The organism is Lelliottia sp. AC1 (assembly GCF_023278595.1).
GTDB lineage: Bacteria > Pseudomonadota > Gammaproteobacteria > Enterobacterales > Enterobacteriaceae > Enterobacter > Enterobacter nimipressuralis.
In genome coordinates, this window is the sequence record NZ_CP025699.1 from 2,714,992 (window position 1) to 2,738,298 (window position 23,307).

Here is a 23,307-nt window from a genome sequence, read left to right on the forward strand (position 1 = left end):
GAGGGCGAAGATCATGGCGCAAAACAGCGCATTAGCTACGCTAAAAGATCTGGCTGAAAAAGAAGTTGATGATGCCGCACTGCAGCTTGGCGCAATGCGACGCGGATATCAGCAGGCTGAAGAACAGTTGACGATGTTAATCGACTATCAGCACGAATATCGCACCAACCTCAATACCGATATGACACAGGGCATTGGCAGCCAGCGCTGGATTAACTATCAGCAGTTTATTCAGACGCTGGAAAAGGCGATCGAGCAGCATCGCCAGCAGTTGTCCCAGTGGGACCAGAAAGTCGATAAGGCACTGAATTTCTGGCGAGAGAAAAAGCAGCGGCTGCAGGCCTGGACTACGTTACAGGACCGACAAACCGCCGCCACTCTGCTTGCCGAGAACCGCCTTGATCAGAAAAAAATGGATGAGTTTGCCCAGCGCGCATCAACGAGGAAACCGGAATGATCACACTGCAACAACTGCTGATGACCGACACTGACCTGTCCGGCGGTACGCAGACTGGAAAAGGCGCAGAAGGCGCGCAAGATTTTCTCTCCCTGCTGGCGGGTGCGTTAAGCGACACCGCAGGCCAGGGCAAAGACGCGCCCATTACGCTCGCGTCCCTGAAAGCCGCCACCAGCAAGCTGTCGAAAGAGGCGATCCTCAAGGACGGCGATAGCGCTCTCCAGACGAAACTCGCCACTCTGCTGGCACGTCAGGATCAGCTCGTGGCCGATGACACGGCGCAGGACGCTCCTCTGCAAACGCTGGTGTCCGGGTTAATTCCTGCCACTCACGGCGATGCGCTGAAAGCGCTGACGGCGAACGCGAACGCGCAAAAAGATGACCTCAAAACAGATCTGAACGACGAAGAGCTGGCCGGGCTGAGCGCGCTGATGGCGATGTTACCGCATCAGCAAACGGCGACGGCGGCCGTTGCCCAGGCCGTTGAGACCCATACAGTGGCAACGCAGCCGACGGCGACACAGCCTGCTTCAGGACGCAGTTCACTGATGGATGTCGCTGATTTTTCGCTTCGCGGTAAAACTCAGGCAAACAGCGCCGATGCGGACAGTAACCCTCTTCCAGCCAGCGCGCAGCCGTTAACACCAGCAGCCGCAGCCTCTGCCGCGAAGCAGGACGTCGCGAGTGCCGGTTCGGCGACGGCGCCAACCTCCACGCTTGCGCCAATTCTCGCCAGCAGTATTACCGCCCCGCCTGCCGCAGCCGCCGCTCCCGCGCCGGTTATCAGCCAGCCGCTGGGGACACACGAATGGCAGCAGGCCGTTAGTCAGCACGTCACGCTGTTCACGAAACAGGGTCAGCAAAGCGCTGAACTGCGCCTGCATCCAGAAGATCTGGGACAAGTGCAAATTTCGCTTAAACTTGAAGATAACCAGGCACAGTTGCAGATGGTTTCTGCCCACAGCAACGTGCGTGCGGCGCTGGAAGCAGCGCTGCCTATGCTGCGCACGCAGCTGGCGGAGAACGGCATTCAGCTGTCGCAAAGCAACATCAGCAGTGAGAGCTTTGCCGGTCAGCAGCAGTCCTCTTCCCAGCAGCAACAGCAGGCTTCGCGCTCTGGTCAGCAGGGTGGATTTAACGACGACAACGATGAATTGCTGGTCACGCCTGCTGCACTGCAGTCCGCAGCACGTGGAAATGGCGCCGTAGACATCTTTGCCTAAACGCCAGAGGTAACGTGATTATCCCCGTCTTTTCCACGCTTTGACCAAAGCAGGACACGGGATAATCACTGTATTAGCTGTACCGAAACAGGATGCTCGAATCAGATGACTGACTCCGCTATCACCAAAAAAAGCAAGCGCTCCATCTGGGTCCCGCTGCTGGTGTTAATTACGCTCGCCGCTTGTGCGACCGCTGGCTATAGTTACTGGCGTTCACAGCAGGCGCCGTCAGCCGCTGCCGTTGCTGAACCCCCGCCGCCTCCGGCCCCGGTCTTTTTCGCACTGGATACGTTCACCGTTAACCTCGGTGATGCGGATCGCGTGCTGTACGTCGGCATTACCCTGCGCCTGAAAGATGACGCAACTCGCACCCGTCTGAGCGAATACCTGCCAGAAGTGCGCAGCCGCCTGTTACTGCTTTTCTCTCGTCAGGACGCCTCCGGGCTTGCCACCGATGACGGGAAGCAAAAGCTGGTCGAGGCCATCAAACAAACGCTGGCAGCGCCACTGGTAGCAGGTCAACCTAAGCAGGAAGTCACTGACGTTCTGTACACAGCATTTATCCTGCGGTAAAGACATGGGCGATAGTATTCTTTCTCAAGCGGAAATCGATGCGCTGCTCAATGGCGACAGCGATAAGAGCGATGAACCACTACCGGGACTGGGCGGCGAACCTGATATTCGCCCCTATGACCCGAATACCCAGCGTCGCGTGGTGCGCGAGCGCCTGCAGGCGCTGGAGATCATCAACGAACGTTTTGCGCGTCAGTTCCGTATGGGGCTGTTTAACCTGTTGCGTCGTAGCCCAGACATCACCGTCGGGGCGATTCGCATTCAGCCGTATCATGAGTTTGCCCGCAACCTGCCGGTGCCAACCAACCTTAACCTTATTCACCTGAAACCACTGCGTGGCACCGGGCTGTTCGTGTTTTCACCGAGCCTGGTCTTTATCGCGGTGGATAACCTGTTTGGTGGTGACGGTCGTTTCCCGACGAAGGTCGAAGGGCGCGAATTTACCCATACCGAGCAGCGTGTCATTAACCGCATGCTGAAGCTGGCGCTGGAATCCTACAGCGACGCATGGAAAGCGATTAACCCGCTGGAAGTGGAGTATGTGCGTTCGGAGATGCAGGTCAAATTCACCAACATCACCACGTCGCCGAACGATATCGTCGTCAATACGCCGTTCCACGTCGAAATCGGCAACCTGACCGGCGAATTTAATATTTGTCTGCCCTTCAGCATGATTGAACCTCTGCGTGAAGTGCTGGTAAACCCACCGCTGGAAAACTCGCGCAATGAAGATCAGAACTGGCGCGAGAATCTGGTGCGTCAGGTTCAGCACTCACAGCTTGAACTGGTGGCGAGCTTTGCGGATATCCCGCTGCGCCTGTCCCAGATCCTGAAATTACAACCCGGCGATGTTCTGCCGATAGAAAAACCCGACCGCATAATTGCCCATGTGGATGGCGTACCGGTATTGACCAGTCAGTACGGCACCGTTAACGGTCAATACGCGCTACGCGTTGAGCACTTGATCAATCCGATATTGAATTCGCTGAATGAGGAACAGCCCAAATGAGTGACATAAACAATCCGTCCGATGAAAACAGCGGAGCACTGGACGATCTGTGGGCTGATGCGTTAAACGAGCAACAGGCAACCCCGAGCAAAAGCGCGGCGGACGCGGTCTTTCAGCAGATAGGCGGCGGCGACGTCAGCGGTACGCTGCAGGATATCGATCTGATTATGGATATCCCGGTCAAGCTGACCGTGGAGCTGGGCCGTAGCCGTATGACCATCAAAGAGCTGCTGCGCCTGACGCAGGGTTCCGTGGTGGCGCTGGAAGGGCTAGCCGGTGAGCCGCTGGATATTCTGATCAACGGCTATCTGATTGCACAGGGCGAAGTGGTGGTGGTAGCCGATAAATACGGCGTGCGTATCACCGACATCATCACCCCATCCGAACGTATGCGTCGTCTGAGCCGTTAAGCATGAAAACTGAGGCAACGGTATCACAGCCCTCTGCGGTTCCCGGCTCGCCGCTGCTCCAGGTGAGCGGCGCGCTGTTCGGTATTATTGCCTTTATTTTGATCGTCGCGTGGCTGGCTAAACGTTTTGGCCTGGCGGGTAAAACCGCCCACGCGCGCGGTCTTAAAGTGAGCGCCAGTACGTCGCTCGGCCCGCGCGAGCGCGTGGTGATCGTTGAAGTAGAAGATGCGCGCCTGGTATTGGGCGTGACGGCATCACAAATTACTGTGCTGCATAAACTGCCTCCTGCGCCGGAAACGGTGCCAGAGAACGCAGAGAGTCCAGCGGATTTTCAGTCCGTTATGAAGAGTTTGCTTAAGCGTTCCGGGAGATCCTGATGCGCCGTTTGTTGTCCCTTACGCTGGCAGGCATCGCCCTGTTTACTCCCGCGGTCTATGCCCAATTACCCGGTCTGATTTCGACCCCCATTGCTGGTGGTGGTCAAAGCTGGTCCCTGCCGGTTCAGACGCTGGTGTTTATCACCGCCCTAACCTTTATCCCGGCCGTTCTCCTGATGATGACCAGCTTCACCCGTATCATTATCGTGTTTGGTTTGCTGCGAAATGCGCTGGGTACGCCCTCTGCGCCGCCGAACCAGGTGCTGCTCGGATTAGCCCTGTTTCTGACCTTTTTTATTATGTCGCCGGTGATCGACAAGATATACGCCGACGCCTATCAGCCGTTCAGTGAAGACAAAATTTCCATGCAGGTGGCGCTCGAAAAAGGCGCTCAGCCGCTGCGAGAATTTATGCTGCGCCAGACCCGTGAAGCGGATTTAGCGTTGTTTGCTCGCCTGGCGAACACCGGCCCGATTCAGGGACCTGAAGCGGTGCCGATGCGCATTCTGCTGCCGGCTTACGTGACCAGCGAGCTGAAAACCGCGTTCCAGATTGGCTTCACCATTTTTATCCCGTTCCTGATTATCGACCTGGTGATCGCCAGCGTGCTGATGGCGCTCGGGATGATGATGGTGCCCCCCGCCACCATTGCCCTGCCCTTTAAGATCATGCTCTTTGTGCTGGTCGACGGCTGGCAACTGCTGGTCGGATCGCTGGCGCAGAGTTTCTACAGTTGAGGCAAGCCGAATGACACCCGAATCGGTCATGATGATGGGCACGGAAGCGATGAAAGTCGCCATTTCCGTGGCCGCCCCTCTGCTGCTGGTGGCGCTGGTCACCGGTCTGGTCATCAGTATTTTGCAGGCCGCGACGCAGATTAACGAAATGACGCTCTCCTTCATTCCGAAAATCATCGCGGTTTTCGTGGCGATTATCATCGCCGGGCCGTGGATGTTAAACCTGTTGCTCGACTACATGCGCAACCTGTTTACCAACCTGCCGTACATCATCGGCTGATCGGCTGAATGCTACATTTCACCAGCGACCAGTTTATACAGTGGCTCGGACTCTATTTCTGGCCGCTGCTGCGCGTGATGGCGCTGATCATGACCGCCCCTGTGCTGAGCGAAAAATCGATCCCCAAGCGCGTCAAAATTGGTCTGGGGATGCTGATTACCTTTGTGATTGCCCCTAATCTCCCGCCGGTCAACGTCGCGATTTTCTCCCCGCAGGCCGTCTGGCTTGCGCTGCAGCAGGTGCTGATTGGCGTGGCGATTGGCTTTACCATGCAGCTGGCGTTTGCGGCCATCCGTACCGCCGGTGAGCTGATCGGCCTGCAGATGGGCCTGTCCTTCGCCACGTTCATTGACCCGGGTAGCCACCTCAACATGCCGGTGCTGGCGCGTATCATCGATATGCTGGCGCTGCTGCTGTTCTTAACCTTCAATGGCCACCTGTGGCTGATTTCGATGCTGGTGGATACCTTCCACACGCTGCCGATCGGCGGAAACCCGGTGAACAGCAATGCGTTTATGGCGCTGGTCCGTGCAGCCGGGCTGATTTTTCTCAACGGACTGATGCTGGCGCTGCCGGTCATTACGCTTCTCCTGACCGTTAACCTCGCGCTCGGGTTACTGAACCGTATGGCGCCGCAGCTGTCGGTATTTGTCATTGGCTTCCCGATCACCTTAACCGTCGGCCTGATATTGATGGGCTTGTTAATGCCACTTATCGCCCCCTTCTGTGAACATTTATTTGGCGAACTGTTTAACCTTCTGGCCGATATTGTTCACGAGCTACCCAAGAATATTAATCCTTGATGTTTATATTGTCTCTCTAAGGATATTCTTAAAATAAAACATGAAAAACATCTACCAGGATATATCTGGTGCGGTTTATTTGTTTTTATGCCCTTCACATTACTCAACATTTACTTTACTTTAAGATGATTCCTGGCAAATTATACGTAACTTTACGGGATAGTGAGTTCGCCTGAAAGTCTTTGTATTGCTCACAGGTTTATACCTTTTATTCCATCCCGTATGGCTGTTTATGAGCTCTCAGGCAGATGGTGAATTATCGTTACGCATTGAGTGAGGGTATGCCATGTCAACGATCATTATGGATTTATGCAGTTACACCCGGCTAGGGCTAACCGGGTATCTGACCAGCAGAGGGGTTAAAAAGCGAGACATCAACGATGTTCATGATGTTGGCGAACTTGCAGCCGCTTGTGATACTTACAAGCCTGGCGTGGTGTTTATTAATGAGGACTGTTTCATTCACGATCCAGCCAACAGTCAGCACATTAAGCAGATCATTAATCAACATCCTAAAACCCTGTTTATTGTTTTTATGGCCATTGCAAATATCCATTTCGATGAATATTTGCTAGTGCGTAAAAACCTATTAATCAGTTCTAAATCAATTAAGCCCGAGTCGCTGGATGACATTTTGGGTGATTATTTGAATAAAGAGACAAAGAGTGTAGCTGAGTTTAACTTACCCACGTTATCATTAAGCCGTACTGAATCGAGTATGCTGAGAATGTGGATGGCGGGACAAGGCACAATTCAAATCTCTGACCAGATGAATATCAAAGCAAAAACGGTATCGTCACATAAGGGTAATATTAAAAGGAAAATAAAAACGCATAATAAACAGGTCATCTATCATGTTGTTCGTCTGACAGATAATGTGACTAACGGTATTTTTGTCAATATGCGCTGATAATTTCACTCTTCACACATATCAATCTCTGGCCTGGCCAGAGATTTTTCGTTTTTGGGCCGGGCGAGTTCTCCTCACCCGACACCGTCTTACTCAGATTCTGCTTTTTCCACAAAGATCCCGTCAGAGTGGCCAATCTCGTTAAAGAACCAGATGCCGAGCGGGTAATCTTCCAGCGACACCAGATACATGATGCCTTCGTTGAACTGTTCCACTGCCAGTACTACGCCTGGGCGGCGCGGTCCGCCGTCCGTCTTGACGGTGACCCGATCGTTGACCTTCATAAAATCCTCCTGTGGTTTTGAGCCAGTGTAGAACAAAACGCAGCAACTGGCAGCGGTTGCAAGAGTGAATGGCGCTTTTGTGGGCAGTCTATACTTAACGCTGGGAACGGCGAAATGAGGTATGAAGAATGAAGACCGCGAAAGAGTACAGCGACACGGCGAAACGTGAGGTGAACGTCGATGTCGATGCCCTGCTGGCCGCGATTAACGAAATCAGTGAGAGCGAAGTGAAGCGTGCGGAAGATGATCCTACGCGCGTAAGCATCGACGGACGGGATTATCACACCTACCGTGAGCTGGCCGAGGCGTTCGAATTAGACATTCATGATTTCAGTGTCAGCGAAGTGAATCGGTGAGGCGAAAAAAATCCCGGTCATGGGGATGACCGGGATCAAACTTGCTTATGCAAGAAGCACTTGTAAATTCGTTACACCAGGAAATCTGATGTGGGATTTACCTTATCCCCAATAAAATTGCATGACAAGGATATATTCCTTTCATAAATGCTATTTACGGTAACTGTCAGTTTTGATTATGAATCGCGGCCCTTGCCCCATGCGGGTCGGCGGGATCGGTTCCGGAATCGGGACTGCTTATGCAAAATTTGTTTTAGGATTAATCTCAGGCACAACACCTTTCAGGAGATGCTATGTCCCTACTTAAGGAGACGCTGCTGATTTTTACCGACCTCGACGGTACGCTGCTGGATATTCATACCTATGACTGGCGCCCCGCCACGTCCTGGCTGAATAAATTGCAGGATCATCAGATCCCGGTCATTTTATGCAGCAGCAAAACGGCCGCCGAAACGCTCGAAATTCAGCAGGATTTGGGGCTGGAAGGGTTGCCCTTTATCGCCGAAAACGGCGCGGTTATTCAGCTCGACGTACGCTGGGACGATCACCCCGACGCGCCGCGCCTGATTAACGGGACACCGCACACTGAGATTCGCCGTCTGATTGATCCGATACGGGAGCGCACCGGGTATAAATTCACGACTTTCGATGATGTCGATGAACGGGTCATCGGGGAATGGACCGGCCTTAACCGCGAGCGTTCAGCGCTGGCACGACTGCATGAAGCCTCGATTACCCTTATCTGGCGCGACAGCGATGAGCGTATGACGCAGTTTGAAGCCGAACTGGTCCAGCTCGGCCTGAAGTTCGTGCAGGGAGCACGGTTCTGGCACATTCTGGACGCGCGCGGCGGTAAAGATCAGGCGGTGAACTGGCTTATAGACGAGTATCGCAAACGCGAGGGATTTGTTCCCACCACCATCGGGCTGGGCGATGGCCCGAATGACGCCCCCCTGCTCGACAACGTCGATTACGCCGTGGTGGTAAAAGGCATTAACCGTTTCGGCATTCAGCTACAGGATGACATTCCTGAGCGGGTCTATCACACCACCCAACCGGGACCGGAAGGCTGGAGTGAGGGACTCGATCATTTCTTATCCGCATCGCGCCACATCACCTGATTTCTCCCCTGCTGCTTCGCCAGGTAGAGGCGCATATCAGCAATGGATTGCAGCTGCGGGAAGTCGAAATTACCGTTCTCCTCCGTACTGCTCACCCCGAGCGAGGCGCTGATCCGCGTGGTGGTACTCATCATCACCAGAATCTCTTTGCGATTGATACAGGCGCGAATACGCTCGGCGACATTTGCCGCCTCCTGCGTCGTGGCCCCTGGCAACACCACGCAAAACTCTTCGCCACCGACACGCCCGACCACGTCGCTGGTGCGTAACGCGCTGGCGATCAGCCCGGCTGCGTGGCACAACACTTTATCGCCCGCCTGGTGGCCGAATCTGTCGTTAATGCTTTTGAAATGGTCCAGATCGATCTGAATCACGGAGAACGGCAATTTCTGCTGGCGGCACTCTTCGGCCAGCACCTTCGCCCGTTCGAACAAGGCGCCGCGATTGTTCAGGCGCGTCAGCGGGTCGTGCCACGCCTGCCACTGCAGGGAATGTTGCATCCGGTACATGTTGCTGACCATCCGGCGGATCACCAACCAGGAAATCAGCAGCATCGCCGTAAAGAGCGCCCACAGCAGGGCCAGCGCAATGCTGATGCTACCAAACTCACCGTTAACGCCCTCTTGCAGGGTGTGAACCCGCAGCACCACGCCATCGAAATGATCGAGGCGCTCCCAGCTGACATAGCGCGAATTCAGTCGAATTCCCCCTTCCGTGTCGCCTTCGATGGCGTGAGCAATTTGCGCCCGCTCGCGCTCGTCAAACTGATTCACCAGGCCGTCCGGCGGCTCGGAGGTGGTGATCAGGTTGAGGCGGCTGTCGTAAAGCTGATACTCCCCGTCCGTGCGCTTATCGACGGCTTCCGTCAGCAGTTGCTTCATGGTCGGGAGGGTGAAATCCATCGCCAGCACGCCGTACCAGTAGTGGTCCAGATAGACCGGCAGGCTGGCGGTGATCACCCGCTCTTCCTGCGCCCCGGATACCGGTGCCATAAACCAGCGCACGCCGCGCGCGCGGTTTTGCCGCTCGGTCTGCTCGGTAAACCACGGGCGCGTCACCAGCTCGTAATAACGCGAGATCAGGGTGTGATTGAGCGGTGAGGGATCTGTTGAGAGGAAAAAACCCGCCCGCGAGACGTACGAGACGCGCCGCTCTTTACCGGTGGTCGAGGTGGCGAGACGCAGTAAATACCCCACCTCCAGCGCGGCGGAGAGTTCGTTGCCGATGCGCTGATTATCCCGCGCCAATAAGGTGGTACGCGCCACCGTCGCGTCTGAGACGCCGCTAATGGGTAAGGTGCGCTGCTGGTCGACATCCAGCTGCCAGAAGGGGTCGGTGCGCAGGCGGTTGAAGCTGGTTACCGCATCGTGCAACACGCGAAAGCCGAGCAGCGTTTGCAGCGCATCGCCCATGCTGTGACGAAAAAAGAGCAGTTTATCAATGCTGAACTGAAGCTGTCGGTCGAGGGAGTTGGCGACATTTTCCAGATGGTTTTGCTGGCTTGAGATGTACGCCTCTTCAAGCACCACCACTTCGCGCCAGGTCAGGATTGTAGAAAAAATGAGGACAACCAAAAAACAGAGATTAACAATTTTTCCCGGATGATGGCGTAACCGTTCCAGAAATTGCTTTTTTGCTTTATAGACATCGCGCTGCACAGACACTCCCTGCTGAAATCTTGCATCATCCGCTTATAACCCAACGCCGCGGTTCGATATCTTAAGACAAGCACTGCGCAGGACGATAGTCAACAAAAACGCCCGGACATGCCGGGCGTTGCGTGATTAAGCCGTGTCGCGACGCTGTCGTTCGTCACCTGGCAGAAGCTCGTCTTCACGAAACGCTTCCCGCTTGATGCCGTACCCGTCGTACCACCGGCACTCCACCATACCGCTGGAATAGCCGGTGACAATCATTGGTGGACCACCCTTTTTTGACTTAACTTCATCACTGACCACAAAGACCATACCCGCCTCCTGTATCAGGGTGAAACTGTTTCAATCTAGACGAGGAATGGCATTTTTGCATAGTGACGCAGGGAACAATTAGTGCGAAACCCCGCGCAGCTTTTCGATACCCTTCACGGCGGCAATCACGATGGCGCCAATAATGAAGCCAATCACCAGGTTAGCGATCATCGGTGCTATCGCTGCCACCACCGCTCCGTATTCAGCGGAGAAATGTTCAATCGCGTGATGCAGCGGTGGAATACCGTGTACCACAATCCCACCGCCGACAAGGAACATCGCCAGGGTGCCGATAATGGTGAGTGATTTCATCAGCCATGGCGCCAGTACCAGCAGACCTTTACCCACCGCTTTTGCCAGCGCGTTGGATTTTTGCTCCAGCCAATAGCCCATGTCGTCCAGTTTCACGATCACACCCACCAGGCCATACACGCCCACGGTGACCAGAATCGCGATACCGGAGAGAACCAGCACCTGGTTAAGCAGCGGCGATTCCGACACGATCCCAAGGGTGATCGCCACGATTTCAGCCGAGAGGATAAAGTCCGTGCGAATGGCCCCTTTCACCTTATCGCGCTCGAAAGCCTGCGGGTCCTTCGCCGCGAGCGCTTCCAGGCGCTGCTGGCGCGCCTGCGGGGTCTCTGCGTCTTTATGGGAACCGAAGGAGTGCAGCACTTTCTCGACGCCTTCGTAACAGAGGAACGCCCCGCCAATCATCAGCAGCGGCGTAATGGCCCAGGGGATAAAGGCGCTGATCAGCAGAGCCAGCGGCACCAGAATCACTTTATTGATAAAGGACCCTTTCGCCACGCTCCACACCACCGGCAGCTCGCGGTTGGCGCGCACGCCCGTCACCTGCTGCGCGTTAAGGGATAAATCATCCCCCAGCACCCCGGCCGTTTTCTTCGCGGCCAGTTTTCCCATCACTGAAATGTCATCCAGTAAGGTGGCAATATCATCAAGCAATGTTAATAAGCTACTTCCTGCCAAAATCTGATCCTTCTTATTTTGATAATTAAGTGAATAGTATGGAGCAAAAAGCGAAACCCTGAAACAGGTAGCTCAAGTCAACAAATAATTCACATCAAAGACACAATTAAAGGACTCGCCAGCCCGATAGTTTTCACGTTTACTGTATGCGACCTTTTTATATCGCGGTGAAGGATTATGCGTTTTCGGCAATTATTACCCCTTATTGGAGCGCTGTTTTCGCTCTACATCATTTGGGGTTCGACCTATTTTGTGATTCGTATCGGCGTGGAGAGTTGGCCACCGCTGATGATGGCTGGCGTGCGTTTTCTCTCTGCCGGTGTGCTGCTTTTGACATTTCTCCTGCTGCGCGGGCATAAACTCCCACCGCTGCGCCCGATGTTAAACGCCGCGCTGATCGGCCTGCTGCTGCTGGCCGTCGGTAACGGCGGTGTGACGGTGGCCGAGCACCAGAACGTCCCCTCCGGTATTGCGGCGGTGGTGGTCGCCACGGTACCGCTGTTTACCCTCTGCTTTAGCCGATTGTTCGGCATCCGCACCCGCAAGCTGGAGTGGATGGGGATCGCCATTGGTCTGGCGGGCATTGTTCTGCTCAACAGCGGCGGGAACCTGAGCGGTAATCCGTGGGGCGCGGTGCTGATTCTGATTGGCTCCCTGAGCTGGGCATTTGGCTCCGTTCTGGGTTCACGAGTGGAACTGCCTTCCGGCATGATGGCCGGTGCCATCGAGATGCTGGCGGCGGGCATGGCGCTGCTTTTCGTCTCGGCCGTGAGCGGTGAAAAACTGACTACGATGCCGACGCTGTCCGGTTTCCTGGCGGTCGGTTATCTGGCAATTTTTGGCTCGATTATCGCGATCAACTCATACATGTTCCTGATCCGCAACGTCAGCCCTGCCGTTGCGACCAGCTACGCCTACGTCAACCCGGTGGTAGCCGTGTTGCTGGGGACGACCTTTGCGGGAGAAGTGCTGTCATCCGTCGAATGGATAGCGCTGGGGGTGATTATTATGGCGGTGGTACTGGTGACGCTCGGAAAATACCTGTTCCCGGCGAAACCGACCGTTACCCCGTGTGAGGTGGAAAAGCAGTAAACGCGTGAATGCCTGTTGTGTCGATCTGCGCGGTTTGACCGCCGCCGCAGATCCACTCCTCCAGCCGTTCGGTCAGCGCGGCATCATCGAGTTTCAGTCTCCCCCGCAGGGCACATTCCCAGACAATCAACACGCGCCAGCCCTGCGCCATCAGTGTAGTGATATCACGCTGGTCACGCGCCACGTTCTTGCCGATTTTAGTCAGCCAGAACTCGGTGCGCGTCGCCGGGACTTTAAACAGATAACAGTCGTGATGGTGCCAGAAACAGCCGTGGGTAAAGATAATGCATTGATAATCGTCGAGGACGAAATCAGGGCGGCCTGCCAGTGCCGCATCCTGCACGCGAAATACAAAGCCGCTGTAGGTTAAAAGCCCTGCCAGACGTTTTTCAATCGCCGTATCACGCGTGCCAATGGCACGCATGTTTTTGCTGCGCGTCGCCTTATTGTGCACATCCGTCATTGACGGCCTCGCTCAGGCGTAATTTGACAGCCAGTTGAATTCGCGACTCGAGCAGTTTTGCCACCGCCGCAAACGCAGGCACCACCACGGAGTTACCGAACTGGCGATAGGCCTGGGTATCAGAAACCGGAATGCGGAAGCGGTAACCCTGCGGCGATTCGAAGCCCATCAGGCGCGCGCACTCGCGCGGCGTTAAGCGGCGCGGACGATGGCGCTGGTTCTCCGGGTCGTCAAAATTCACTTCTCCGAGCGCTTTATCCCAGCCGCGATCGATCAGGATCTCGGCTCCGTCCTTGTAATAACGGGCCGACAGCGTGCGGGTCACGCTGTGCGGATTGGTCGGGTCGACCATGCCAAAACCAAAGCCGTTGCCTTTCGCCTGATGCTTTTTGGCATAGCGGTAGAGGTATTTCCACAGCACCGGCGTGAGGATAAATTTGGCGTCCACCACCGGCTCCAGCAGTTCGGCCACGGAAGGACGATGCGCCGGATAGCGCGACGGAATATCGCGCAGCGTAAAGTTGCCTTTCAGGTTCAGGTCGCGGCGAAAGCCCACCAGCACAATGCGCTCGCGGTGCTGCGGCAGGAAGTGTTTGCCGTCGATAATCTTGGGATCGTCGGCACCCATATCCTGTGCATCCGCCACGTCGTAGCCCAGCTCGTCCAGCGTTTGCATGATAATGCGGAAGGTTTTTCCGCCGTCGTGGCTTTTCAGGTTCTTGACGTTTTCCAGCACAAAAATCGGCGGGCGACGGGCGTCGATAATCCGCACAACATCAAAAAACAGCGTGCCCTGGGTGTCGCAGGCAAATCCGTGTGCCCGCCCAAGGGCATTCTTTTTCGACACGCCAGCCAGCGAAAACGGCTGGCAAGGGAAGCCTGCCAGCAAAACATCATGCTGAGGAATATTTTGTCGGATATGCTCCGCCGCCTCTGCATCGCTGACGCCCGCTTTGTGGCTTAAGGTCACATCGCGAATGTCTTCGTTAAAATGGTGGGCATGTGGATCGCAGTACCAGTTGGCTTTATAGGTGCGTACCGCGTGTTTGTTCCATTCGCTGGTAAAGACACACTGACCGCCGATGGCTTCGAAGCCGTTGCGGATCCCACCGATACCGGCGAACAAGTCGACAAAGCGGAAAGCATAATTGGGATGAATGGCTGGCGGGCGCGGCAGCAGATTTTGCAGGTAGCTGAATTCCCGCTCGCTAAGACGGTGCCCTGCCCGCTCGCTGGTGACCAGTCGCTTCAGGATCGCAGGACTCCAGTGGCTTTCACCTTGCGCATTCAGGTCATTGACCAGCGTTTTCGCATCATAGATGGTCAGCAGTTTGCTTAATAACGCCTGCACCGTGGCCGTGGATTTCTCTGCCAGCAGAAGTGCGGGCGGTATCACTGATCGTTTTTCCTGCATACCTTTAACCGGGCAAAAGAGACTGGGGACAGATTACCATAGTTCGACGCTACAGACTGCGCTGGAATCGGCTCAGCACCTGCGCATCGCTGCCGAGACAATCGCCCTGCAGCTCCGCGCTGAGTTTCGCCATGAACTGCACCAAAAAGTGCGCGTTATGATTCGCAAGCTCGCGCCCCATTTCGGTTTGCATGGTCTCTGGCAGACGCAGCAGTTTGGTCTGGAAATGGTCGAGGGCAAACTGTTTGTCGTTAAGTTCGCGCTCATCCGCAAAGGGATCGTCGGCATCAAACAGCGCCACGCCAAGCGCTCCGGAAACGGCAAAGACGCGCGCCAGACCAATCGCACCGAGTGCTTCCAGCCGGTCGGCGTCCTGCACAATTTTGGCTTCAAGGGTTTGCGGCGCAATCCCGGCGCTGAAGCTGTGGGCTTCGATGGCATGTTCCAGGGCCGGAAAGCGATCCGCCGGGAAATCCGGGAAAAAATCAGTGAGGATTTGCCGGGTTTTGCGCGCCGCCAGCCGCGAGGAGTGGCTGCGTTCCGGATGATTTTTCGGCAGGCTGACTATGTCATGGAAATAACAGGCCGTCAGGACGACCAGCGCGTCGACGGGTTGCCCCACCATCATGCGCTGCGCCGTCATCCACACGCGGCGGAAATGCGAAATGTCATGGGCCGCATCATCCGTGGCGTGGTGTTCCGTTAACCAGGTTTCGTAGCGTTGGGGCCAGTGGGCAAGTTCCATGCTCTCTCCTTCACAAAACGCTCACCTTAACAATTTTCCGTCGGCCATTCACTCGTTGTCGCCGCGCGGGCGCGTGTACCAGGCGATCCCGCCCAGTATCAGGCCCACCGCCCCGAGCACCAGAAAACCGAGAAACGCACCGATCCACTTCCCGCTGGTTGAGCCTAAATCGCCCTCGACAACCATATCCGGCGCAGACGGAATTTTGCTGACCACCCATAAATAGCGGAGCATTGCCCAGGCAAAGTACCCGCAAAATGCGTAAAACGCCCACAGGGCGAGCTTGCCTCCCAGGCCTCGAGTCGTGTTCTGTTCCATGTTTACCCTTTACTGCAGCGGTAACGACGTTACTGCTCTCACATTGCGCGTTCAAAAGTGTGAATAAAGTCACATTTTGGCACTGTTTTTGTCGTCAGGCGACGGTAAAGGTGAAGGGATTTACCTTAAGTTGATCGCACGCAATTAATCATCAGAATCTCAAAAACACAAAAGGCCGCATCTGCGACCTTTTTGTTCACCACCACTGGATTTACGGCGCTTCCTGCAACGCCACGCGAATAAATCCATTATTCTGTTCGAGCAAATCACGGGCCTGCCAGGCATCCAGACCGGTCAATACCATCAGCACGGCGGTCTTACAGTGGTGATTGCAGCTCTCCAGCGCCGCTTTAGCGACGGCACGCGTGCAGCCACCCGCTTCCATTACAATCGCAATTTGTCGTTCGGCCCATTTGGTGCTTTTTGCTTCCAGATCCACGCGCATATTGCTGTAAACCCGGCCCGTGCGAACGGCTAATCCCGTCGCAATCATATTGAGGATCAGTTTTTGCGCCATCCCTGCTTTGGCATTCGTAAAGCCCGCTACCGCGTCTGGCCCGGTTTGCGGCGCAATGACCATACTCGCCAGCTGTGCCGCTTCGCTTTGTGCGTCATGCGTAATGATGGCGACCGGCGATCCCAGTGACCAGGCGTGGCGCATCGCCCCCCATACCCACGGCGTTTTGCCGCTGACAGAGAGCGCCAGCATCATGTCGTGATCGCCAAAATTCATCGCCTGCAGATCGGCCACACCGCGATCGTAGTTTCCCGCGCCGTCTCCGGCATCAAGCCCCATCACCGGATGTTTGCCCGGCGCAAACTCCAGCGCCGCATGCAGCACCGCACGGCCGGAGGCCCCGGCACCGACAATAAACAGCCGCCCGCCGTGGCTCAGTGTAGCCGCCGCGTTATCGACCACACGGGCAATGACGGGTAAGAAGGGGGTAATAGAATCGGTAATGCACTTATCATCCTGATGAATCACATTCAGCATGTCCAGGGTCGACAACCTGTCGATATCCGCCGTATCCGCGTGGCGTCTTTCCGTGACCAAACCGTTCAGCTTAACGCTCATAAACTGCTCCTTATTTATGAATTCCCCCACACTATAAAGTGTTTTATATGGATGACCTGCGAGGGGGGTCACGAAAAGGCGAGCATTCGTCAGCTTTTACATCGCTTTAAGAAAGCGCCGTCATCAGCGATAATTACCCCTTTATCATTATCCACGGGGTTTCGATGAGCGATTTGCAGCCTTTAGCCATGACGCGCAAGCGCCCAATGAAGCTCAATACCCTTGTCACGCTGATGGTGTGCAGCGTGATTGGGTCAGTATTGCTGGTGACGTTCGCGCTCTACTTTATGCAGGTCACCCGCGCCACGCGCGACGGCGTCAAAGATACCGCGCTGGCCATCGCCCGTACCCTCGCCGACAGCCCGGATGTGAAACGCGGCCTGCAACACTCGCCGGAAAACAGCCCCATCCAGTCCGTTTCTGATGCGATCACTCGCCGCAACGATTTGCTTTTCGCGGTTGTCACCAACATGCAGGGCGTGCGTTACTCTCACCCGAACAACACCCTGCTCGGCAAACGCTTTATCGGCGACGACATCAAACCCGCGCTGGAAGGGAAGGAGAACGTCTCGGTCAACCACGGCGTGCTGGCCGAAGCGCTGCGCGTGTTCACGCCGGTGTACGACGATAATCACCAGCAGATTGGCGTGGTCGCCGTCGGGATTTCCCTCAACAAAGTCGATGAACAGATCAGCCGCAGCCGCTGGGGGGCGATCTGGACGGTGCTCTTCAGCGCGCTAATGGGTACGCTCGGCACCTGGGGTTTGGTACATCTGCTCAAGCGGATTTTGTTTGGGCTGGAACCCTATGAAATCTCCGCCCTGTTTGAACAGCGCCAGGCGATGCTGCAGTCTCTGAAAGAGGGGGTGATCGCCGTCGACAGCCAGGGGCGCGTGACCATGATTAACCATGCCGCCCGCCAGATCCTGCTCCTGCCCGCCAGCAGCACCGATGAGCCGCGCCACATGCCGATGCTCGCCTCCCTGCGCCGGGTGTCGCAAACCGGAAAAGCCCTGCAGGATCAGGAGATCGACTGTAACGGACGTCTGCTGCTGTGTAACACTTTCCCGGTCAGAAGCCAGAATTCAGTGATTGGGGCGATCAGCACCTTTCGCGACAAGACCGAAGTTCGCGAGCTGATGCAGCGCATGGATGGCATGGTGAGCTATGTCGACGCCCTGCGCACGCACTCCCATGAGTTTATGAATAAGCTGCACGTGATCCTCGGCCTGCTGCACATGAAGCGCTACGACAAGCTCGAAGAGTACGTCATTCAGACCGCGCAGAATTATCAGACCGATATCGGCGCTATTCAGCATAAAATTAAATCACCGGTCATCGCCGGGTTCCTGCTCGGTAAAATCAACCGCGCCAAGGAAGCGGGGTTTACCCTGACGCTGGCCGACGAGTGTCAGGTGCCGGACACGCCGAATACGGAACAGGTGACGGTGCTGATTACCGTGCTGGGTAATTTGATCGAAAACGCGCTGGATGCGATGACCGGCCAGCCTGAGGGCGAAGTGGGTCTGCTGATGCATTATCAACATGGCTGGCTCAGCTGTGAAATCAGCGATGACGGTCCGGGTATCGATCCTGCGCAGCTGGAGCATATTTTTACGAAGGGCTTTTCCACGAAGGGTGAAAATCGCGGCGTGGGGCTTTTCCTTGTTCGCCAGCAGCTCGAAAAACTGGGCGGTGAGATTGCCGTCGAATCCGAGCCTGGTGTATTTACTCAATTTTTTGTACAGATCCCCTGGGATAGCGAGAGGAAAATCGCGTGATAAATGTCTTAATTGTCGATGATGATGCCATGGTGGCCGACCTGAACCGTCTGTACGTTAACCGGGTTGAGGGGTTTAGCTGCTGCGGCGTCGCCTCTACGCTGAATCAGGCCGAAGCGGTGATTAATAATCCTGCACAGCCTGTCGATCTGGTGCTGCTGGATGTCTATATGCAGCAGGACAACGGTCTCGACCTGCTGCCGGTGATTCGCGCTTCTGGCCGCCCGATTGATGTGATCATGATTTCGTCGGCGTCCGATGCCACTACCATTCAGACGTCGATGCACTACGGCGTGGTGGATTATCTGATCAAACCTTTCCAGTTCCCGCGTTTTGAAGAGGCGCTAAACGGCTGGAAGGAGAAGAAGCAGCTGATGGGCTCGCATCAGTATTATGAGCAGGCAGATGTGGATCGTTTGCTGCACGGCGGCGCGCCGGAGCTGGCAGACAGCAAGCGCCTGCCGAAGGGCTTAACCCCGCAGACGCTGCGCACCATTTGCCAGTGGATTGAAGCCCATCCCGACACCGAGTTTTCCACCGACGATCTGGCGAACTCAGTGGGTATTTCCCGCGTTTCGTGCCGTAAATATCTGATCTGGCTGGCGCAGATTAATATTCTGTTCACCAGCATTCACTATGGTGCGACGGGGCGTCCAGTGTATCGCTACCGGCTACAGCCGGAGCAGGCGGGTCTGCTCAAACAATATTGTCAGTAAGGCGATAGCGATTATCAAGAAGCGTGAAGCGGAAATGCTTCATGGAGGAGAGCACCACCTCTTTCGTTTTGGTGACAAACACCGCTTCAATATCAGGCCGCGCGCGCAGCGCGGCACAGCCCTTCTCCACGCCCATCCCGTAAATCAGCGTGGTCCAGATATCCCCGTCGATGGAATTCGTCGAGATAATGGTGACGCTATCGAGTTCGTTATCCAGCGGATAGCCCGTGCGCGGGTTCAGAATATGGTGGTAGCGCTTGCCGTCGCGTTCGAAAAAGCGTTCGTAGGTACCCGATGTCACCACCGACTTATTCTCCACCGTCAGTGTACCGACCAGCTCATCGGCCCCGCCGAAAGGCGTTTTGATGCCGAGGGACCAGCCCCCTTCCGGCGCGCCGAGCGTCTGAATATTGCCGCCGAGGTTAATCAGGCCGAGGGTTTCGCCCTCTTTGCGCAGGTAATCGCGCACTCTGTCGGCAATGTAGCCTTTGGCGATGGCCCCGAGATCAATTTCCATGCCCGGTTTGGTCAGGAATACGCTGCTGGCCGAATCGTCGAGTAAAACATCAGCCGGATCGGTCAGCGCCATTAGCGCTGCGATCTCCTCTGCGGGCGGCACGCTGTCACCCTGAAATCCAATCTTCCAGCGCTTCACCAGCGGGCCGATGGCCAGATTGAAGGCGCTGTTTTCCAGTGTGCTTGCGGCCTTCGCGACGCGGATCAGCTCATACACCGCACGGCTGACGCTGACGGGGTGTTTCCCGGCGGCCTGGTTGATGTCCATCACCTGCGACGGTGCGCGGTTGACGGTCAGGAGATCTTCGTACTGTTTGATGAGGCGAAACACGCGAGATGCGAGGGCTTCGTTATTCGAAAAGAGCTTCAAAAGAATGGGGGAGCCCATGAGTGTGGCGGAATAGCTGTAGACACGATGGTCGTCAGACATGGAATCGCTCCTCGGTTAGAGTGCCGGATGGCGCTGCGCGTATCCGGCCGACAAAACCGTGCCCGGCAAGCGCAAGCGCCACCGGGCATTGAGACTACTGTTTTGCGCGCATCGCGGCGTGGTGTCCGGCAAGGGTACCAAAAATAATGATATCTGCCACTGCGTTACCGCCGATACGGTTGCCGCCGTGGATACCGCCGACCACTTCACCCGCCGCGAAGGCACCCGGAATGACCTGGTGTTCGCCGTTCAGCACGCAAGTTTCGGTGTTGATGGTCACGCCGCCCATGGTGTGGTGCACGCCCGGTGCGATACGAATGGCATGGAACGGGCCTTCGTTGATCGGGGCGCGCAGCGCAGTGGTGCGACCAAAATCATCGTCGTGCTGTTTTTCCACAAAGCCGTTGTAGCGCTCCAGGGTGTCGAGGAAGGTGTGGTAATCCATCCCGAGGGTTTCGGCCAGCGCTTTTGGCGAGCTGGCGCTGGTCACCAGGCCTTTGGCAATGTACTCATCCGCCGCTTTGTTTTTCGCGCGAACATGCTCATCAAAGACGATGTAAGCGTATTTCTCTGGCAGCGCGATAATCTGCGCCGAGACTTTGTCGCGAGTCTCCATTTCGTTGAAGAAACGGCTGCCCTTCTGGCTCACCAGGATAGCGCCGCCACCACGGATAGATTCGGAAATCAGGTACGAGGTGTTTTGCTCAACGGTCGGGTGAATCTGAATTTCGCCCATATCGACGGTGCCTGCGCCAATACGTTCCAGCAGCGCGATACCGCCACCGGTAGCCCCTTTATGGTTGGTGGTGACGAAACCGTCCAGATCCGGACGATATTTCACGACCATGCTGCTGTTGGCGCTGAAACCGCCGGTCGCCATCACAATGCTGCGGGTGGCCACGGTCAGGGTTTCGTTCTCTTCGGTGGTCAGACGTACGCCGGTCACTTCGCCATTTTCCACGATAATGTCGCTCACGGAGGTATCGAGCATCACCTCGATGTGGCGTTTGTTGACGTTACGCACCAGGCCGCTAATCAGGTAGCCACCCACCGCAGAACCATCTTTTGGACGGTGGGTACGGTCGATGCTCATCCCACCCGTGGTGGTGATGTCATTCAGCATGATCCCGCGCGTTGCCAGCCATTCGATCGCCTCTGGTGCGTTTTCGACAAAGCGACGCAGCAGTTCCGGGTTATTCTTGTTATGGCCGCCTTTCAGGGATTCCTGGTAGAACAATTCTTTGCTGTCCTGGATGCCTTTTACGCGCTGGAAGCGGGTTTCTGCGGCGTTCATCCCGGCAGAAGCTTTAATGGTGTTCCCGCCGATGGTCGGCATTTTCTCGACAATCAGGACGCTTGCCCCTTCGTCGTGAGCCTGAATCGCCGCCGCCAGACCGGCCCCGCCGCTGCCGACAACCACCACGTCAAACGCTTTGGCAGCGTTCGGGTCGACGCCCTCTTCTGCCGCCAGCACTTTACTCGATTTGACCATCGCTTTAGATACCGCTTTTTTCACGGCTTCACTCTGGCTGGTCGCGCCGGTGATGGCGTCCACGTGCGGAGTGTTCGCGTCGAGAATGCGGCTGCGGATCTCTTCGAAGCTGGAGATGAACTCAACGTCCTGCGTTGGGCCAGACGCCAGTTCGATGTCGGCGATACGGTCGGTTTCGAGGCTGACGTTAATCACCAGTTCGTTGGTGTCATCCTGCACCGTTTCGACAAACACACCCGCTTTGAATTTAGATTCGCCCATGCTCATGTCGCGAATCATCGCCTCCACCAGCGAGAAGCGCCACAGCGGCTCAGGGATGTGCAGCGCTTCGCGCTGGGTGCTGTCCATAAACAGCTCCAGGGTTTCGCCGTCACGGATGCGGTCGGTCCAGTCCGGATAGGCGATGGTCGCGCGACCCACAGCAATCAGATCGTAACCGTGGTCCAGCGCCTCGTTAACGTCTGCGGCGTTCACAACGCCACCCACACCCATCACCGGAATTTGCGCGAGCGTTTCGGAACGCATGGCGTGGTATTTCTCGATCAAAGGGGTTGGGTCTTGCGTATCTACGATGGACGGGCGCAGCGTTGCACCCACGGAGAAGTGCAGGTAATCCAGGCCACGGGCGGCCAGTTTTTCCAGCAGGTACAACGTGTCGTCAAAACGGATGCCCGGAACTTCCATCTCTTCCGGCGAGAAGCGATAGCCGATAATAAAAGCGTCGTCGGCGTACTGACGGACCATTTTATGGGTGATGTCCAGGACCGCCAGCGGGAATCTGGCGCGGTTGTCACGGCTGCCGCCCCACACGTCGTCGCGCTGGTTGGAGTTCGGGGAGTAAAACTGCTGGATCAGATAGGTGTTTGCACCGTGAATTTCGACGCCGTCGAAGCCCGCCTGAATCGCACGACGAACCGCTTCGCCAAATTTCCCGATCATGCCTTCGACTTCTTCGCCGGTTAATGCCACCGGGGTCGCGGCACCCTCACGCGGTGCGGGCACTGCGCTTGGGCCGACAGGCGTACGGCCACCGATCAGTTTCGGGTCCACCATGCGGCCGCCGTGGTAGATCTGCAGCAGCGCTTTAGAGCCTTTGGATTTGATGGCCTCGGCAATTTTTGCCAGCCCGGCGATTTTCTCGTCGTTGTCGATACCGATGGCGCCGGGGAAAGCCAGACCCAGATCGTCAACAAAACAGCACTCAACAATGATGGTGCCGATGCTGCCGGAGCGCGCGCGGTAGTATTCCACCAGCTCGCTGGTCACCGTGCCGTCGTAATAACCGGTGCAGGTGGTCATCGGCGCCATCAACAGACGGTTTTTGAGTTCGGTACCATTCGGTAAGGTGAAAGGACTAAGAATTCGTTCGTTAGTGCTCATAATAGAAACTCCAAACTTTTAAAATTGAAATCTGAGAATTCTTTATCGGATTATGTTCTGGTTAATTTTTTTGCCGATGTCATGGTATTAATATAACGCTATTTTTAGTTACTAAAGTTATTACGTTAATTAATAAACTATTTAATCCCTGCAATAACATTATTACTACATTGGTGTTATTGATATTAGGATACCGCGTTCACAACAATATCAATTCCGTTAACGTTTTCATTACTTTACTTGCGGGAGGATGGATCAAATAAGCATATGATTTATATGCACTTTTTAATTTAATATCGTTTGCGTAAAATATCAACCCCGTCAAATAAAACCTATCAAACGGATAATATCCACATAACTCAATAGGGTTATTAAAATATGGATAAAA

The 23,307-nt window shown here is 55.5% G+C and carries 26 protein-coding genes; 15 read left to right on the forward strand and 11 right to left on the reverse strand.

The features are described 5' to 3' along the window. The first annotated feature begins 13 nt into the window (after window positions 1–13). The 10 genes from fliJ to rcsA all read left to right on the forward strand — a co-directional run bounded on the left by fliJ (window position 14) and on the right by rcsA (window position 6,779). A complete protein-coding gene (gene fliJ / locus C0560_RS12965) occupies window positions 14–457 on the forward strand; it encodes a flagellar export protein FliJ (protein ID WP_100779695.1) in 444 nt (147 codons plus the stop codon). Then, complete coding sequence (fliK, locus tag C0560_RS12970; protein ID WP_181826523.1) at window positions 454–1,680, forward strand: flagellar hook length control protein FliK; 1,227 nt, start codon at window positions 454–456, stop codon at window positions 1,678–1,680. The genes fliJ and fliK overlap by 4 nt, the downstream gene beginning before the upstream one ends. 105 nt (window positions 1,681–1,785) lie before the next feature. Beyond that, window positions 1,786–2,253, forward strand: coding sequence for a flagellar basal body-associated protein FliL (gene fliL, locus C0560_RS12975; protein ID WP_100779693.1), 468 nt, complete (start codon window positions 1,786–1,788; stop codon window positions 2,251–2,253). A gap of 4 nt (window positions 2,254–2,257) precedes the next feature. Further along, window positions 2,258–3,262 carry a flagellar motor switch protein FliM gene (fliM, locus tag C0560_RS12980; protein WP_100779692.1) on the forward strand — a complete coding sequence of 335 codons (1,005 nt, stop codon included), beginning with the start codon at window positions 2,258–2,260 and terminating at the stop codon, window positions 3,260–3,262. Next, window positions 3,259–3,672 (forward strand): flagellar motor switch protein FliN, encoded by a 414-nt coding sequence (fliN, locus tag C0560_RS12985; RefSeq protein WP_100779691.1) that lies wholly within the window; start codon window positions 3,259–3,261, stop codon window positions 3,670–3,672. The genes fliM and fliN overlap by 4 nt, the downstream gene beginning before the upstream one ends. A 2-nt stretch (window positions 3,673–3,674) precedes the next feature. Next, window positions 3,675–4,049 (forward strand): flagellar biosynthetic protein FliO, encoded by a 375-nt coding sequence (gene fliO / locus C0560_RS12990; RefSeq protein ID WP_100779690.1) that lies wholly within the window; start codon window positions 3,675–3,677, stop codon window positions 4,047–4,049. Next, entirely contained in the window at window positions 4,049–4,786 is a 738-nt protein-coding gene (gene fliP / locus C0560_RS12995) for a flagellar type III secretion system pore protein FliP (RefSeq protein ID WP_100779689.1), read from the forward strand. Before fliO ends, fliP begins: the two co-directional genes overlap by 1 nt. 10 nt (window positions 4,787–4,796) lie before the next feature. Next, window positions 4,797–5,066, forward strand: a complete 270-nt coding sequence (fliQ, locus tag C0560_RS13000; protein ID WP_039032550.1) for a flagellar biosynthesis protein FliQ — start codon at window positions 4,797–4,799, stop codon at window positions 5,064–5,066. 8 nt (window positions 5,067–5,074) lie between these two features. Further along, entirely contained in the window at window positions 5,075–5,869 is a 795-nt protein-coding gene (gene fliR / locus C0560_RS13005; RefSeq protein WP_100779688.1) for a flagellar biosynthetic protein FliR, read from the forward strand. Window positions 5,870–6,155: 286 nt separating this feature from the next. Further along, window positions 6,156–6,779 (forward strand): transcriptional regulator RcsA, encoded by a 624-nt coding sequence (rcsA, locus tag C0560_RS13010; protein WP_100779687.1) that lies wholly within the window; start codon window positions 6,156–6,158, stop codon window positions 6,777–6,779. A gap of 89 nt (window positions 6,780–6,868) precedes the next feature. Here the strand turns inward: rcsA and dsrB are convergent, their stop codons facing one another. After that, window positions 6,869–7,063: a protein DsrB gene (dsrB, locus tag C0560_RS13015; RefSeq protein WP_181826524.1), complete on the reverse strand. Its 195-nt coding sequence runs from the start codon at window positions 7,061–7,063 to the stop codon at window positions 6,869–6,871. A 128-nt stretch (window positions 7,064–7,191) separates the two neighbouring features. Between dsrB and yodD the strand changes: the two genes are divergently transcribed. Both yodD and C0560_RS13025 read left to right on the forward strand, forming a co-directional pair. Then, complete coding sequence (gene yodD / locus C0560_RS13020; protein ID WP_100779685.1) at window positions 7,192–7,419, forward strand: YodD family peroxide/acid resistance protein; 228 nt, start codon at window positions 7,192–7,194, stop codon at window positions 7,417–7,419. Between the two features lie 293 nt (window positions 7,420–7,712). Next, entirely contained in the window at window positions 7,713–8,540 is an 828-nt protein-coding gene (locus C0560_RS13025) for a mannosyl-3-phosphoglycerate phosphatase-related protein (RefSeq protein WP_102104032.1), read from the forward strand. Here C0560_RS13025 and dgcQ read toward each other — a convergent pair. The 3 genes from dgcQ to C0560_RS13040 all read right to left on the reverse strand — a co-directional run bounded on the left by dgcQ (window position 8,507) and on the right by C0560_RS13040 (window position 11,497). After that, entirely contained in the window at window positions 8,507–10,198 is a 1,692-nt protein-coding gene (gene dgcQ / locus C0560_RS13030; RefSeq protein ID WP_248858682.1) for a cellulose biosynthesis regulator diguanylate cyclase DgcQ, read from the reverse strand. The genes C0560_RS13025 and dgcQ overlap by 34 nt on opposite strands. Window positions 10,199–10,324: 126 nt before the next feature. Then, on the reverse strand, window positions 10,325–10,507 hold the full coding sequence (locus C0560_RS13035) for a YodC family protein (RefSeq protein WP_100779683.1): 183 nt from the start codon (window positions 10,505–10,507) through the stop codon (window positions 10,325–10,327). Window positions 10,508–10,585: 78 nt separating this feature from the next. Continuing rightward, entirely contained in the window at window positions 10,586–11,497 is a 912-nt protein-coding gene (locus tag C0560_RS13040) for a DUF808 domain-containing protein (protein WP_100779682.1), read from the reverse strand. Window positions 11,498–11,674: 177 nt separating this feature from the next. Between C0560_RS13040 and yedA the strand changes: the two genes are divergently transcribed. Next, on the forward strand, window positions 11,675–12,589 hold the full coding sequence (yedA, locus tag C0560_RS13045) for a drug/metabolite exporter YedA (RefSeq protein ID WP_102104035.1): 915 nt from the start codon (window positions 11,675–11,677) through the stop codon (window positions 12,587–12,589). Here the strand turns inward: yedA and C0560_RS13050 are convergent. The 5 genes from C0560_RS13050 to C0560_RS13070 form a co-directional block, all read right to left on the reverse strand. Then, window positions 12,561–13,052 (reverse strand): very short patch repair endonuclease, encoded by a 492-nt coding sequence (locus C0560_RS13050; protein WP_248858684.1) that lies wholly within the window; start codon window positions 13,050–13,052, stop codon window positions 12,561–12,563. The two genes, yedA and C0560_RS13050, sit on opposite strands and share 29 nt — an antisense overlap. Next, complete coding sequence (locus C0560_RS13055) at window positions 13,033–14,466, reverse strand: DNA cytosine methyltransferase (protein WP_228483380.1); 1,434 nt, start codon at window positions 14,464–14,466, stop codon at window positions 13,033–13,035. The genes C0560_RS13050 and C0560_RS13055 overlap by 20 nt, the downstream gene beginning before the upstream one ends. 49 nt (window positions 14,467–14,515) lie before the next feature. Continuing rightward, entirely contained in the window at window positions 14,516–15,211 is a 696-nt protein-coding gene (locus tag C0560_RS13060; RefSeq protein ID WP_100779679.1) for a phosphohydrolase, read from the reverse strand. 48 nt (window positions 15,212–15,259) lie between these two features. Continuing rightward, window positions 15,260–15,529: a cell division protein DrpB gene (drpB, locus tag C0560_RS13065; RefSeq protein ID WP_102104038.1), complete on the reverse strand. Its 270-nt coding sequence runs from the start codon at window positions 15,527–15,529 to the stop codon at window positions 15,260–15,262. Window positions 15,530–15,740: 211 nt separating this feature from the next. Next, window positions 15,741–16,604: an N-acetylmuramic acid 6-phosphate etherase gene (locus C0560_RS13070; protein ID WP_248858686.1), complete on the reverse strand. Its 864-nt coding sequence runs from the start codon at window positions 16,602–16,604 to the stop codon at window positions 15,741–15,743. Between the two features lie 164 nt (window positions 16,605–16,768). Here C0560_RS13070 and C0560_RS13075 point away from each other — a divergent pair, with 164 nt between their 5' ends. Continuing rightward, window positions 16,769–18,385, forward strand: coding sequence for a sensor histidine kinase (locus tag C0560_RS13075; protein WP_102104040.1), 1,617 nt, complete (start codon window positions 16,769–16,771; stop codon window positions 18,383–18,385). Further along, a complete protein-coding gene (gene dcuR, locus C0560_RS13080) occupies window positions 18,382–19,101 on the forward strand; it encodes a two-component system response regulator DcuR (RefSeq protein WP_100779675.1) in 720 nt (239 codons plus the stop codon). The genes C0560_RS13075 and dcuR overlap by 4 nt, the downstream gene beginning before the upstream one ends. Here dcuR and C0560_RS13085 read toward each other — a convergent pair. Together C0560_RS13085 and C0560_RS13090 are read right to left on the reverse strand one after the other, a co-directional pair. Next, window positions 19,082–20,047, reverse strand: coding sequence for an FAD:protein FMN transferase (locus C0560_RS13085; RefSeq protein WP_248858688.1), 966 nt, complete (start codon window positions 20,045–20,047; stop codon window positions 19,082–19,084). The two genes, dcuR and C0560_RS13085, sit on opposite strands and share 20 nt — an antisense overlap. 94 nt (window positions 20,048–20,141) lie before the next feature. Continuing rightward, window positions 20,142–22,919: a flavocytochrome c gene (locus C0560_RS13090; RefSeq protein WP_248858690.1), complete on the reverse strand. Its 2,778-nt coding sequence runs from the start codon at window positions 22,917–22,919 to the stop codon at window positions 20,142–20,144. Window positions 22,920–23,307 lie beyond the last annotated feature (388 nt).